This window comes from Azospirillum sp., assembly GCF_050789165.1.
The window spans coordinates 1-12352 of sequence record NZ_JBOZRT010000097.1; the positions used below are offsets into that span (position 1 = coordinate 1).

Genomic DNA, 12352 nt, shown 5'->3' on the forward strand with positions numbered 1-12352 from the left:
CCTGGCCGGCGAAGTTGCCGATGCCGGCGGAGAGGTTCTGGACGTTGGCGGCGTTGGACGGCCCGAACAGGCCCTTGGAGCGCTGCATCACCGTGGCACCCTGGAGCGCGGTGTTGCCGATGCCGGCCGCGGTGTTGCCGACCGTCGCGGTCGAACCGCCGGAGAACAGCCCGCCGGAGCGCTGCTTCACGGTGGCCGCTTGGCCGGCGAAGTTGCCGATGCCGGCCGCGGTGTTCGAGACGCTGGCGCTGTTCGGGCCGGCGAACATGCCCTTACTCCGCTGCATCACCAGCGCGCTCTGCTCGGCGCTGTTGCCGATGCCGGCGGCGGTGTTCGAGACGTTGGCGACGTTCTGCGCCATGGCGGGAGCGGACAGCAGGGCCAGGGTGGCGAAGCCGGCGAGGAGCGAGGTGCGGATCATGGTCGGTCTCCTGTGAGGGGGCCGGCGCTCTGTCGCGTCCGGCGCGTTGTCGATGACAGGACCCTACCGACACGCGCCCGGCCCTGATGTGAGCCGGGCCACACTTGGGTGCGGTTTCCCCCGGTGCTTGACAGCGCGTGCTTCCCGATCAAATCTGTACTGACTGTACAGAGTGGAAGCCCGACATGCGCACGTGGCAGCTTCAGGAAGCGCGCAGCCAGTTCAGCACCCTCGTGGACGAGGCGTTGGAGCATGGCCCGCAGCGGGTGACGCGGCACGGCAGGGCTGCCGTCGTCGTCGTGTCGGAGGAAGAGTGGCGGCGGTTGTCCACCGCTGTGCCGTCGTTCGGCCGCCTGCTGGCGGATTGTCCGCTGGACGACGATGACCTGCCGGCTCGGCGGCCGGCCCGTGCGTTGCGCGGTACCTTCGAATGAGCTTTGTCGTCGACACCAACATCCTGTCGCGGACCGCTCCGTCGCAGGGGGATGGCGGCGCACTTGCCGACTGGCTGGAGCGCAACAGCGACGCGCTGTACCTCAGCGCCGTCACCCTCATGGAGGTGCAGTACGGCGTCGCCCGCCTGCGCCACCGCGGGGCCACCCGCAAGGCGGCGCTTCTGGAGGCGTGGCTGGACGACGTGCTCACCTTCTACGGCGACTGCATCCTCCCGGTGGATCCGGAGGTGGCGCGCCGCGCCGGCGATCTGTTGGCGCTGGCCCAGGCCAACGGCACGGAGCCGGGAAGCGAGGACGCGCTGATCGCCGCCACCGCCGACCTGCGGGGTATGACGGTGGTGACCGAGAACGTCCGCCACTTTGCGCCCATGCGGGTCGCCGTCGCCGATCCGCGCGATCGCCTGCCGGGCGACGCGTGAGGGCTTCCCTCCCATCGCCTTATCCGGCAATCGCCGCGAATGCGGTTTCGCCTACGAACCTCTGCCTGTTTCCCATCGTGCGCGGAATGCTGTAGGCTTCCCTTTGGGGTTTGGGGAAACCAGTCGGGAGGCGGTCATGCCCGTGTGGCGCCGTTACCTCGTACAGGAGACGTCCGGGCGGCTCGTCGAACTGCCGAGCCACGCGTTCGACCGCGCCGACGACGGCGTGGCGCCGATCCCGGACTTTGCCGGACGCTGCGTCAACCTCGTCGCGGCGGTGCTGGTCACCGACGAAGGCGGGGAGCCGCGCCTTGCCGAGGTCGAGTTCACCAAGCTGTATTTCGACGCTTCGGGTTTCGTCGACGGCTCCAAGCGCGACCGCATGATCCGCCTGATGCTGGAAAGCACCGCCGACCGCCGTTGCGTGTCGCCGACCCAGCCCGGCTGCCTGGACGCCGCCTTGCGCGCCGACGCCGCGCGCGACCAGCTGGCCCGCGAGTTCGGCTGGCAGCCCGAGCCGGCCGAGGTGAACGAGGTGCTGTTCCGTCTCGACGGGCTGCGCTGGATGCCGGCGTCCCCGACACTGCACTGAGGGGGAGGGTGTTCAGCGCCCCCGTGCGCTCCCATATGCCTGGGCAATGACCGCGCAGGGAGACTTCGGGGCCGCCATGGACCGTCGCCACGCCGCCAAGACCGCCACACTGTCGTACGACCGTGTCCGTCAGCTGGTGCTGATCGGCATGGGTTGGACGATCATCGCGCTGGGCGTGCTGATCGCACCGCTGCCCGGACCGGGCGGCATTCCGGTGATCGCGCTGGGTGGCATGCTGCTGCTGCGCAATTCCGCCGACGCGCGCCGCCTGTTCGTCCGCGCCAAGCGCCGCTGGCCGCGCCTGTTCTATCCGTTCGAGAAGCTGCGCCAGCGTTTCCGCAAGCGCTGATCGGCTGGACTTTCACCGCCCCGCGCTGCCATCCTCCCGTCTCCGGTTGAGAGGAGATGAGAGCGGTGAAGGCTGGCAACGCGATCCTGTCGGGGTATGGGACCACCATCTTCGAGGTGATGTCGCGCCTCTCGGAGGAGCATGGCGCCATCAACCTGGGCCAGGGCTTCCCCGACGAGCGCGGCCCCGCCGACGTGCTGGAGGCGGCGTCCAAGGCGATCCTGGAGGGCTGGAACCAGTACCCCTCGATGATGGGCACGCCGGAGCTGCGGCAGGCGCTCGCCAGCCATGCCAAGCGCTTCTACGGCCTGGACGTGGACTGGCGGACCGAGACCATGGTCACCTCCGGCGCGACCGAGGCGCTGACCGCCAGCCTGCTGGGCCTCATCGATCCGGGCGACGAGGTGGTGCTGTTCGAGCCGATGTACGACAGCTACCTGCCCATCGTGCGGCTGGCCGGGGGCATCCCGCGCTACGTCAACCTCAAGGCGCCGGACTGGAGCTTCACCCGCGCCGACCTTGAGGCGGCGTTCTCCGACAAGACCAAGCTGGTCCTCATCAACGACCCGCTGAACCCCGCCGCCAAGGTGTTCAGCCGCGCCGAACTGGAGCTGCTGGCCGAGTTCGTGCAGCGCTTCGACGCCTTCGCGGTGTGCGACGAGGTGTACGAGCATCTGGTCTTCGACGGCCGGCGGCACATCCCGCTGATCACGCTGCCGGGCATGCGCGACCGCTGCCTGAAGATCGGTTCGGCGGGCAAGACCTTCTCGCTGACGGGGTGGAAGGTCGGCTACATCACCGGCGCGCCGCACCTGCTGCAGCCGGTGGCGAAGGCGCACCAGTACATCACCTTCACCACGCCGCCGAACCTCCAGGCCGCGGTGGCCTACGGGCTGGGCAAGGAGGACGCGTACTTCACCGGCCTTGCCGCCTCCATGCAGGCCAAGCGCGACCGGCTGGCGGCGGGGCTTCGCGAGGCCGGGCTGACGGTGATGCCGAGCGCCGGGACCTATTTCCTGACCGTGGACATCACATCCATTGCGGCCTCCACCGGCTTCGACGGCGACGATCAGGCGTTCTGCCGCTGGCTGACCGCGGAGGCCGGCGTGACGGCGATCCCGGTCAGCGCCTTCTACGTCGAGAACGCGCCCACCACCGTCATCCGCTTCTGCTTCTCCAAGAAGGACGAGGTGCTGGACGCGGCGGTGGAGCGGTTGAAGGCGCGGTTTGCCAAGTAAACAGCCCCTCTCCCGTTGAGGGAGAGGGGCTTTGCGCCCTTACCCCGCCATCCCCAGCGCACCCGCGACGCCCTTCCCGTACAGCGGATCCGCCGCGAAGAAGTGCTCCAGCTGCCGGCGCTGGATCGCCTGCGGGGCCATGGACAGGCTGCCGGCGATGTTGGCGATCAAGCGGGCCTGCGCCTCCGGGCCGATCAGGCGGAACAGCGCGCCGGCCTGCGAAAAGTCGTCGTTGCCCTGGCGGTGGTCGTAACGCGCCGCGTCGCCGGTGATGCGCAGCGGCGGCTCGCCCGCCGACGGGCCGGCCTGCGTCGGGCCGCCGAAGCTGTTCGGCTCGTAGTTCGGGCCGCGCCCGCCGTTGCCGTCGAAGCGCATGGCGCCGTCGCGCTGGTAGTTGTGCACCGGGCAGCCCTGCGGCTTGTTCACCGGCAGCGCGCCGTAGTTGCCGCCCAGCCGGTAGCGGTGCGCGTCGGCGTAGGCGAACAGGCGCCCCTGCAGCATCTTGTCCGGCGAGAAGCCGATGCCGGGCACCACGCTGGCCGGGCTGAAGGCGGCCTGCTCGACCTCGGCGAAGAAGTTCTCCGGGTTGCGGTTCAGCTCCAGCTCGCCGACCTCGATCAGCGGGTAGTCGGCGTGCGGCCACACCTTGGTCAGGTCGAACGGTTTGATGCGGTAGGCGTCGGCCTCCAGCTCCGGCATGATCTGCACGGACATGGTCCAGGACGGGAAGCGCTTGTCCTCGATGGCGGCGAACAGGTCGCGGGTGGCGTGGTCGGGGTCGATGCCGGCCATGCGCACCGCCTGCTCGGCGGTGAGGTTCTGGATGCCCTGGCGGGTCTTGAAGTGGAACTTCACCCAGAACCGCTCCCCGGCGTCGTTGTAGACGCTGAAGGTGTGGCTGCCGAAGCCGTCCATGTGGCGGTAGCTACGCGGCGTGCCGCGGTCGCTGAACAGGATCGTCAACTGGTGCATGGTCTCCGGTGACAGGGAGAAGAAGTCCCACACCGCCGTCGGGTCCTTCAGGTTGGTCTGCGGGTTGCGCTTCTGCGTGTGGATGAAGTCCGGGAACTTCAGCGGGTCGCGCAGGAAGAACACCGGCGTGTTGTTGCCGACGAGGTCCCAGTTGCCCTCCTCGGTGTAGAACTTCAGCGCGAAGCCGCGCGGGTCGCGCTCGGCGTCGGCGGAGCCCTTCTCGCCGCCGACGGTGGAGAAGCGCAGGAACACCGGCGTCTCCTTGCCGACCTGCCCGAACAGCTTCGCCTTGGTGTAGCGGCTGATGTCCTGGGTGACGCGGAAGGTGCCGTAGGCGCCGGCACCCTTGGCGTGGACGACGCGCTCCGGGATCCGCTCGCGGTTGAAGTGGGCGAGCTTCTCGATCAGGTGGAAGTCCTGCATCAGCACCGGGCCGCGCGGGCCGGCGGTCAGGCTGTTCTGATTGTCGGAAACCGGGATGCCGAAGGTCGTCGTCAGCGTCGTCATTGGGAAGTCCCCCGTTGTGTCTGGACGGACGATGACGCAGCGTGCTTGATCGGTCCAAACGATTGATCATATCGTATCGATAGATGCAGGTTATCGGATGGGTGGATGACGCTCGCGGGCATCACGTTGCGCGATCTGGAGTATCTGGTCGCGGTGGCCGACCTCCGGCACTTCCGGCAGGCGGCGGAGCGCTGCGGCGTCAGCCAGCCGGGGCTGAGCGCGCAGGTCGCCAAGCTGGAGGAGCGCCTGGGCGCCCCGGTCTTCGAGCGCGGCCGCACCGTCATGCTGACCCCCTTCGGCGAGGCGGCGGTGGCGCAGGCCCGCGTCGTGCTGGCCGAGGCGCGGACCCTGCTCGATCTTGGCGCGCAGTGGCGTGGAGACCTGGCCGGGCCGTTGCGCATGGCCTCCATCGAGACGGTCGGGCCGTACCTGTTCCCGCTGATCCTGCGTCCGTTGCGCGAGGCGTACCCGAAGGCCCAGTTCCGCCTCAGCGAGGGCCGCACCGCCGGCCTGACGGCGGAGCTGCTGGCCGGCACCATCGACCTGCTGCTGGCCTCGACGCCGCTCGGCGACGACCGGCTGGTCGAGGCCGACCTGTACGTCGAGCCCTTCGTCGTCGCCTGCGCCGCCGACCACCCGCTGGCGAGCGCGGACGCGCCGCCGCCGGTGGATCTGGGGATGGAGGGGCTGCTGCTGCTCGACGAGGGGCATTGCCTGCGCGACCAGGCGCTGGCGGTGTGCGCCCTCGGCACCCGCGCCGCGCGCCACGCCACCGGTCTGGAGACGCTGCGGCACATGATCGCCGCGGGGGAGGGCTGGACGTTGATGCCGCTGCTGGCGGCGCGGCGCTCGGACGCGGATTCGCTGGTGCGCTACGTCGATCTCGGGCCCGAAGGGCCGGGCAGGCGGATCGGGCTGGTGTGGCGCCGCTCCGACCCGCGCGGGCCGCGGTTCATGGAGTTGGCGAAGCGCCTGCGGGATCTGGAGATTCCGGGGCTGCGGGCGGTGCCGCGCCTGCCCCCTCTCCCGCACAGCGGAGAAGGGATGGGGAGGGGGCAACCCCCGAAACCGCCGCTGGAAACCGACCTGCCACTTCGGCATACTCCGCCGCCGAACCGTGCGGGGTAGCCCACTCCGGCGCGTCCTCTTCTTCCAAGGGTTTCCGGTCATGCAGCGTGCCTTGGCGCGTGTCCTTGCCATCCTCGTCGCCGGTGCGGCCGTGTCGGCGCTTGCCGCCGAGACCGCGCCGCCGCAGGTGCCGCCGGTCGAGCCGCCGGCCCCCGTCGGCTTCCAGGTGAGCGGCAGCGAGGTGCTGGCGGAGCGCGACGCGCCGCAGGTCTGCTTCACCTTCACCGAACCGCTGGAGAAGTCGCGCGCCGTCGATTACCGCGCCTACGTCGAGGTGCAGCCGCGCGTCGAGGGCAACGTGGTGGCGCGCGACAAGACGCTGTGCGTCGAGGGCCTGCAGCACGGGCAGATGTACGACGTCACGCTGCGCGCCGGCCTGCCGTCGGCCGGCGAGCGCACGCTGGCCGCCACCGAGCAGCGCCTGATCGAGGTGCCGAACCGCAAGCCGAGCCTCGCCTTCCGCGGCGCCGGCTACATCCTGCCGCGGGTCGGCTCGGAAGGGCTGCCGCTGCGCACCATCAACGTCGAGCGCGCGCGCCTGCAGGTGCTGCGCCTGACCGACCGCGCGGTGGTCGAGCAGTTCTACTTCGGCCGCATCAACCAGCAGCTCACCGACTACGACGTCGGCGTCATGCTCGACAAGGCGGCGCAGGAGGTCTGGAAGGGCGAGATGGCGGTGCAGTCGGTGCGCAACGCGCCGGTCGTCACCGCCTTCCCGATCGACGCCGTGCTCGGCACGCTGGAGCCCGGCGTCTACGTCGCCGTGGCCGGCGCCGAGGGCGCGGCGGACGGCTGGGCGTCGAAGGCGACGCAGTGGTTCGTCGTCTCCGACCTCGGCCTCAACACCATCCTGGGCGACGACGGGCTGCTGGTGTTCGCGCGCAGCCTGTCGAAGGCGGAGCCGGCCGGCGGCGTGTCGCTGCGCCTGCTGGCGCGCAACAACGCGGAGCTGGGCAAGGTCACCACCGGTGCCGACGGCATCGCCCGCATCGACGCGGCGGCGCTGAAGCGCACCGGCAACGAGGCGCCGCAGGCGATCTTCGCCGAGCGGGGCGCCGACTTCGGCTTCCTCGACCTGTCGGTGCCGGGCTTCGACGTGTCCGACCGCGTGCCCGGCGGACGGGCGACGCCGGGGCCGCTCGACGCCTTCCTGTACGCGGAACGCGGCATCTACCGCCCCGGCGAGGCGGTGAACCTCGCCGTGCTGCTGCGCGACTCCAACGTCAACGCGGTCACGGGCAAGCCGCTGACGCTGAAGGTGCTGCGCCCCGACGGCTTCGAGGTGGAGCGGCGCACGCTGACCGAGTCCGGCGCCGGCGGCTACGCGGCGCGGGTCGAGCTGCCGTCCAGCGCCTTCCCCGGCACCTGGAGCCTCACCGCCCACGCCGAGCCCGACGGGCCGGCCATCGGCCGCATCGACCTGCTGGTGGACGATTTCGTGCCGCCGCGCCTGGAGTTCGGCATGACCGCCGCGGCGAAGCGGCTCTCTCCCGGCGACACGGCGAAGCTGGCCATCGACGCGCATTACCTGTTCGGCGCCCCCGCCGCCGACCTGCCGGGCGAGCTGTCGCTGACCCTGCGCGCCGCCCGCAACCCGTACCCGGAGCAGGCCGGCTACCGCTTCGGCCTCGCCCAGGAGGAGGTGCAGCCGCAGCGCGCCGACCTGCCGGGCTTCACCACCGACGACGCCGGCAAGGCCGAGGCGGAGGTGAAGCTGGAGCGCAAACCGGAGAACACCCGCCCGCTGGAGGCGGTGCTGCGCGCCAGCATCTTCGACATCGGCGGCCGGCCGGTCAGCCGCGAGCTGGTGCTGCCGGTGCGCCACCAGCCCTTCGCCATCGGCGTCAAGCCGCGCTTCGACGGCGACGGCGTGCCGGAGGGGGCGACCGCCGGCTTCGACGTGATCGCCGTCGGCCCGGACGGTGCGCCGATCGACAGGTCCGACCTCGCCTACGAGATGTACGAGGAGGAGTACGAGTACGTCTGGTACGAGGCGAACGGCCGCTGGGACTACAAGGTCCAGGTCAAGGACAAGCGCGTCACCGGCGGCACCCTGTCGCCGACCGCCGCCAAGCCGGCCGCGGTGGAGGAACCGGTGGGCGCCGGCCGCTACCGGCTGGAGGTGTCGGACCGCGCGTCGGGCGTGGCGACCAGCGTGCGCTTCGCCGCCGGCTGGTGGATGACCCCCACCGCCGCCGACCGCCCCGACAAGGTCGAGGTCACGGCCATGCTGCCCAGCTACAAGGGCGGCGACACCGCGTGGGTCTACGTCAAGCCGCCCTACAAGAGCCAGGTGCTGGTCGCCGTCGCCGACCGCAAGGTGCATCAGGCGCTGACCCGCGAGGTCGGGCCGGAGGGCGCCTTCCTGCAGATCCCGGTGGACGGCGGCTGGACCGGCGGCGTCTACGTGGTCGCCACCGCCTTCGCCATGCCCGACCCGCAGCTGAAGGGCGCGCCGCGCCGCGCCATCGGCTCGGCGTGGCTGCCGGTGGACCCGGCGGCGCGCATGCTGGGCGTCGAGGTCTCCGCCCCCGCGGAGGTGGAGCCGCGCCGCACCGTCACCGCCGAGGTGACGGTCAAGGGCGCCGAGGAGGGCAAGCCGGCCTTCGTCACGCTGGCCGCCGTGGATGACTCGGTGCTGCAGGTGACCGATTTCTGGGCGCCCGATCCCAACGACTATTACCTGGGCAAGCGCCACCTGGGCGTGGAACTGCGCGACGTCTACGGCCGCCTGATCGGGCCGGAGCCGGAGCGCGCCGCCGAGCGCCCGGCGCCGCGCCGGGTGCGGCAGGTGTCCGCGCTGCCGCAGCGCACGTCGCGCGTCGTCTCGCTGTTCTCCGGCATCTTGGCCGTCGGCGAGGGCGGCAAGGTGGCGGTGCCGCTGGAGCTGCCGGACTTCCAAGGGCGCGTCCGCCTGATGGCGGTGGCGTGGAGCGAGGGCCGGCTGGGCCACTCCGACGCCACCATGGTGGTGCGCGACAAGGTGGTCGCCGACCTCGCCCTGCCGCGCTTCCTGGCGCCGGGGGACAAGGCGCAGGTGCTCGCCACGCTCGACAACCTGGACGGCGCCGCCGGCGCCTACACGATCACACTGAAGGCGTCCGGTGCGCTGGCGCTGGAGGACGGCGCGGTCGAGGTGCCGAACCTCGCCCGCGGCAAGCGCGCCAGCCTCGGCCGCGTGCTCACCGGCACCACCGCCGGGACGGGCACGGTGACGCTGGAGGTGTCCGGCCCGAATGGCTGGACCTACAGCCGCGGCTGGGAGGTGATGGTGCGCCCGGCCGCCCCCATGGTGGTGCGCCGGCAGGTGGCCACCCTGGCGCCGGGGCAGGCGGTGCAGGTGCCCGCCGACCTCGCGGCCGGGCTGCGGCCGGAGACGGTGATTCAGGCGCTGTCGCTGACCACGCTGCCCGACTTCGACGCGCCGGGCCTGCTGGCGACGCTGGACCGCCACCCCTACGGCTCGGCCGAGCAGGCGGCCAGCCGCGTGCTGCCGCTGCTGTCGGGCGCCGACCTCGCGGTGTCGCTCGGCCTGTCCACCGAGGAGCGGGTGAAGGCCCGCGTGCAGCGCTCGCTCGACCGGCTGCTAACCATGCAGCGCGCCGACGGCGCCTTCGCGCTGTGGTCGCCGAAGGGCGACGCCGACCCGTGGCTGACCCCCTACACCATGGACGTGCTGGGCCGCGCCCGCGCCGCGGGCTACCGCGTGCCCGACGCGCCCTACCGCAAGGGCATGGAGTGGCTGCGCGGGCTGATCGACAACTCCTGGTTCGACATCGACGAGCTGCCGGGCCGCGCCTACGCGCTCTATGTCCTGGCCCGCGCCAAGGCGGTGGACACGGCCGCCGCGCAGCACTTCCAGGAGACCTACTGGAACAAGCTGCAGACCGACTTCGCCCGCGCCCAGGTCGCCGCCGCGCTCGCCCACCTGGGCGACGCCAAGCGGGCGGGGGAGGCGTTCGACAAGCTGTCCGGCGGCGCCCGCGTGGTGCCGGCGTCCTTGCGCGACTACGGCTCGGTGGTGCGCGACCAGGCCGGCGTGGTGGCGCTGATGGCCGAGGCCGGCATCGACCGCGAGCGCATCGTCGCCGCCGCCGACCGCCTCGCCAAGGCCTACGCCACGCTGTCGGTGCCCTCGGCGCAGGAGCAGGCGTGGTTGCTGCTCGCCTCGCGCGCGCTGGCCGAACGCTCCGGCCCGGTGAAGCTGGTGGTCGGCGAGCAGCCGGTGGAGGGCAACCGTCCCTTCACCCAGCGCATCGACGCCGCCACCCCGCCGGCGGTGAAGAACGCCGGTGGCGAGCCGTTGCGCCAGACGCTGACCGTGGCCGGCGTGCCCGCCGCGCCGCTGCCGGCCGATGAGCAGTCGATGAAGATCACCCGCAAGGTCTTCGACATGGAAGGCACGCCGGTGGACCTCGCCGCCATCGAGCACAACGAAGTGCTGGTGGTGATCCTGGAGGGCGAATCGACCGACCCGCTGGAGCATCAGGCCATGGTGGTCGACCCGCTGCCCGCGGGGCTGGAGATCGAGAACGTGCGGCTGGCCGACAGCGCGCAGCTCGGCGACCTGACGTGGCTGGGAGCCCTGTCGCAGGCCCGGCACGTGGACTACCGCGAGGACCGCTTCGTGGCGGCGGTGGACCTGTCGAAGGAGAAGCCCGGCTTCCGGCTGGTCTATCTGGTGCGGGCGGTGACCCCCGGCGACTACCTCGCCCCCGGCGCCCTGGTGGAGGACATGAACCGCCCCCACCTGCTGGCGCGCACGGCGGCGACGCGGATGCGGGTGCTGCAGGAGGAGTGAGGCACCCGAGCGCCTTTTGGCCGTCATCCCCGCGAAGGCGGGGATCCAGTGCTCGCGTCCGCGAGCCCCATGACTCATGTCGCCGCTGTCGCGGCTCACGCTGGCTCCCCGCCTTCGCGGGGATGACGGTTTGGGAAAGTGGCTGGCGTTGGGGACCGCGCCCTACGCCCGGTGCCCGTCGTGGTGGTCGCCGCGGTGCCGGGCGATCAGCAGCAGCACGCCGACGAGCACCGCGAAGAACACGGTGACCGCGACGTAGAACGCCAGCGCCATGCCCACCGTCAGGGTGCCCAGCAGCACCATGAGGAGGATCCCGAGGCCAAGCGCGACGATGCTGCGCGACGACATGGGTGTCCCTAACCCGCCCTGTGGATACCGGCTTCGATGAAGGTGCGCGTCCGCTGCATCGGCGGCCGCGTCATTGGTAGGACCAAGGTGGCCTTCGCGGGTGCGAAAATGAACGTGGCAAGCTGTCACTGCGCGCCCGCGCCGCACCCGTTTGTTAGTCAGCTATGCCGAACGTCAGGGGTGTTGACCCTGCGGTGCGCGCCGTACCCTTGGGGCAAGCAACAACGCCCCTGAGGGAGGGATCCGCATGTCCGTTCGGTCGTGGAGTCTTCGTTCGTGGAGTCTGGCCGCGGCGCTTGGCGCCGTTCTCGCGTTCACCGTTCCTGTTGCAGCAAGGGCCGCCGAATCGTCGCGGCTCGACGCCATGCTGGCGTCCGGCACGCTGCGCGTCGGCACCACCGGCGACTACAAGCCCTTCACCTACCTGAACCCGCAGACCCAGCAATTCGAGGGCATGGACATCGACCTCGCCAACGCGCTGGGCAAGGCCCTGGGCGTGAAGGTGGAGTTCGTGAAGACCTCCTGGCCGACGCTGATGCAGGACCTGGAGTCGGACAAGTACGACCTCGGCGTCGGTGGCGTGTCGGTGACGCTGGAGCGGCAGAAGAAGGCGCTGTTCTCCGTTCCGCTGATGCGCGACGGCAAGACGCCGATCACCCGGTGCGAGAACAAGGACCGCTTCCAGACCGTCGCCGACATCGACAAGCCCGGCGTGAAGCTGATCGTCAACCCCGGCGGCACCAACGAGAAGTTCGCCAAGGCCAACGTCACCAAGGCGGAGATCACTGTCTACCCGGACAACGTGACGATCTTCGACCAGATCATCGCCGGCAAGGCCGACCTGATGATCACCGACGCGGTGGAGACGCGCCTGCAGCAGAAGCTGCACCCCGAACTGTGCGCCGTGCACCCCGACCAGCCCTTCGACTTTTCCGAGAAGGCCTTCCTGCTGCCGCGCGACATGGTGCTGAAGCAGTTCGTCGACCAGTGGCTGCACCGCGCCGTCGCCACCGGCGAGTACCAGGCGGTCTTCGACAAGTGGCTGAAATGACGGGCTGAGTGGGGCGGATCGTTCGCCCCCTCCGCTTTTGGCGTAGCCAAACGCGGGGTCTTGACAGGCTT

The 12352-nt window shown here is 70.9% G+C and carries 10 protein-coding genes and 1 pseudogene; 8 read left to right on the plus strand and 3 right to left on the minus strand.

Translation table 11 applies throughout. From position 1 onward, the window contains the following. Nucleotides 1-421: pseudogene (locus ACRWK7_RS21690) on the minus strand (hypothetical protein); the annotation flags it as partial. 185 nt (nt 422-606) lie between these two features. Between ACRWK7_RS21690 and ACRWK7_RS21695 the strand changes: the two are divergent. The 5 genes from ACRWK7_RS21695 (at nt 607) to ACRWK7_RS21715 (ending at nt 3474) form a co-directional block, all read left to right on the plus strand. After that, nucleotides 607-855, plus strand: a complete 249-nt coding sequence (locus tag ACRWK7_RS21695) for a type II toxin-antitoxin system Phd/YefM family antitoxin (protein ID WP_431858380.1) — start codon at nt 607-609, stop codon at nt 853-855. After that, nucleotides 852-1295, plus strand: a complete 444-nt coding sequence (locus tag ACRWK7_RS21700; protein WP_431858381.1) for a type II toxin-antitoxin system VapC family toxin — start codon at nt 852-854, stop codon at nt 1293-1295. The genes ACRWK7_RS21695 and ACRWK7_RS21700 overlap by 4 nt, the downstream gene beginning before the upstream one ends. Before the next feature lie 136 nt (nt 1296-1431). Continuing rightward, nucleotides 1432-1887: a hypothetical protein gene (locus tag ACRWK7_RS21705; RefSeq protein WP_431858382.1), complete on the plus strand. Its 456-nt coding sequence runs from the start codon at nt 1432-1434 to the stop codon at nt 1885-1887. 76 nt (nt 1888-1963) lie between these two features. Then, nucleotides 1964-2236, plus strand: a complete 273-nt coding sequence (locus ACRWK7_RS21710; RefSeq protein ID WP_431858383.1) for a hypothetical protein — start codon at nt 1964-1966, stop codon at nt 2234-2236. Between the two features lie 65 nt (nt 2237-2301). Next, the gene (locus tag ACRWK7_RS21715) at nt 2302-3474 is read left to right on the plus strand and encodes an aminotransferase (protein ID WP_431858384.1); all 1173 of its coding nucleotides are present in this window, start codon (nt 2302-2304) and stop codon (nt 3472-3474) included. A 39-nt stretch (nt 3475-3513) separates the two neighbouring features. Here the strand turns inward: ACRWK7_RS21715 and ACRWK7_RS21720 are convergent, their stop codons facing one another. Further along, nucleotides 3514-4953, minus strand: coding sequence for a catalase (locus ACRWK7_RS21720; protein WP_431858385.1), 1440 nt, complete (start codon nt 4951-4953; stop codon nt 3514-3516). A 105-nt stretch (nt 4954-5058) separates the two neighbouring features. On the opposite strand from ACRWK7_RS21720, the gene ACRWK7_RS21725 reads away from it, so the two are divergent. Both ACRWK7_RS21725 and ACRWK7_RS21730 read left to right on the plus strand, forming a co-directional pair. Beyond that, nucleotides 5059-6081 carry a LysR substrate-binding domain-containing protein gene (locus ACRWK7_RS21725; RefSeq protein ID WP_431858386.1) on the plus strand — a complete coding sequence of 341 codons (1023 nt, stop codon included), beginning with the start codon at nt 5059-5061 and terminating at the stop codon, nt 6079-6081. A gap of 40 nt (nt 6082-6121) precedes the next feature. Continuing rightward, complete coding sequence (locus ACRWK7_RS21730) at nt 6122-10882, plus strand: alpha-2-macroglobulin family protein (protein WP_431858387.1); 4761 nt, start codon at nt 6122-6124, stop codon at nt 10880-10882. A 162-nt stretch (nt 10883-11044) separates the two neighbouring features. Here ACRWK7_RS21730 and ACRWK7_RS21735 read toward each other — a convergent pair whose 3' ends face one another. After that, on the minus strand, nt 11045-11230 hold the full coding sequence (locus ACRWK7_RS21735) for a hypothetical protein (protein WP_431858388.1): 186 nt from the start codon (nt 11228-11230) through the stop codon (nt 11045-11047). A 247-nt stretch (nt 11231-11477) separates the two neighbouring features. On the opposite strand from ACRWK7_RS21735, the gene ACRWK7_RS21740 reads away from it, so the two are divergent. After that, complete coding sequence (locus ACRWK7_RS21740; protein WP_431858389.1) at nt 11478-12281, plus strand: transporter substrate-binding domain-containing protein; 804 nt, start codon at nt 11478-11480, stop codon at nt 12279-12281. Nucleotides 12282-12352: the final 71 nt, after the last annotated feature.

What these genes read in the sequence shown, in the direction of transcription:
- ACRWK7_RS21735 (WP_431858388.1), bottom strand. Translation starts at nt 11,230, where the DNA reads ATGTCGTCGCGCAGCATCGTCGCGCTTGGCCTCGGGATCCTCCTCATG.
- ACRWK7_RS21720 (WP_431858385.1), bottom strand. Translation starts at nt 4,953, where the DNA reads ATGACGACGCTGACGACGACCTTCGGCATCCCGGTTTCCGACAATCAG.
- ACRWK7_RS21710 (WP_431858383.1), top strand. Translation starts at nt 1,964, where the DNA reads ATGGACCGTCGCCACGCCGCCAAGACCGCCACACTGTCGTACGACCGT.
- ACRWK7_RS21705 (WP_431858382.1), top strand. Translation starts at nt 1,432, where the DNA reads ATGCCCGTGTGGCGCCGTTACCTCGTACAGGAGACGTCCGGGCGGCTC.
- ACRWK7_RS21695 (WP_431858380.1), top strand. Translation starts at nt 607, where the DNA reads ATGCGCACGTGGCAGCTTCAGGAAGCGCGCAGCCAGTTCAGCACCCTC.
- ACRWK7_RS21730 (WP_431858387.1), top strand. Translation starts at nt 6,122, where the DNA reads ATGCAGCGTGCCTTGGCGCGTGTCCTTGCCATCCTCGTCGCCGGTGCG.
- ACRWK7_RS21725 (WP_431858386.1), top strand. Translation starts at nt 5,059, where the DNA reads ATGACGCTCGCGGGCATCACGTTGCGCGATCTGGAGTATCTGGTCGCG.
- ACRWK7_RS21740 (WP_431858389.1), top strand. Translation starts at nt 11,478, where the DNA reads ATGTCCGTTCGGTCGTGGAGTCTTCGTTCGTGGAGTCTGGCCGCGGCG.
- ACRWK7_RS21700 (WP_431858381.1), top strand. Translation starts at nt 852, where the DNA reads ATGAGCTTTGTCGTCGACACCAACATCCTGTCGCGGACCGCTCCGTCG.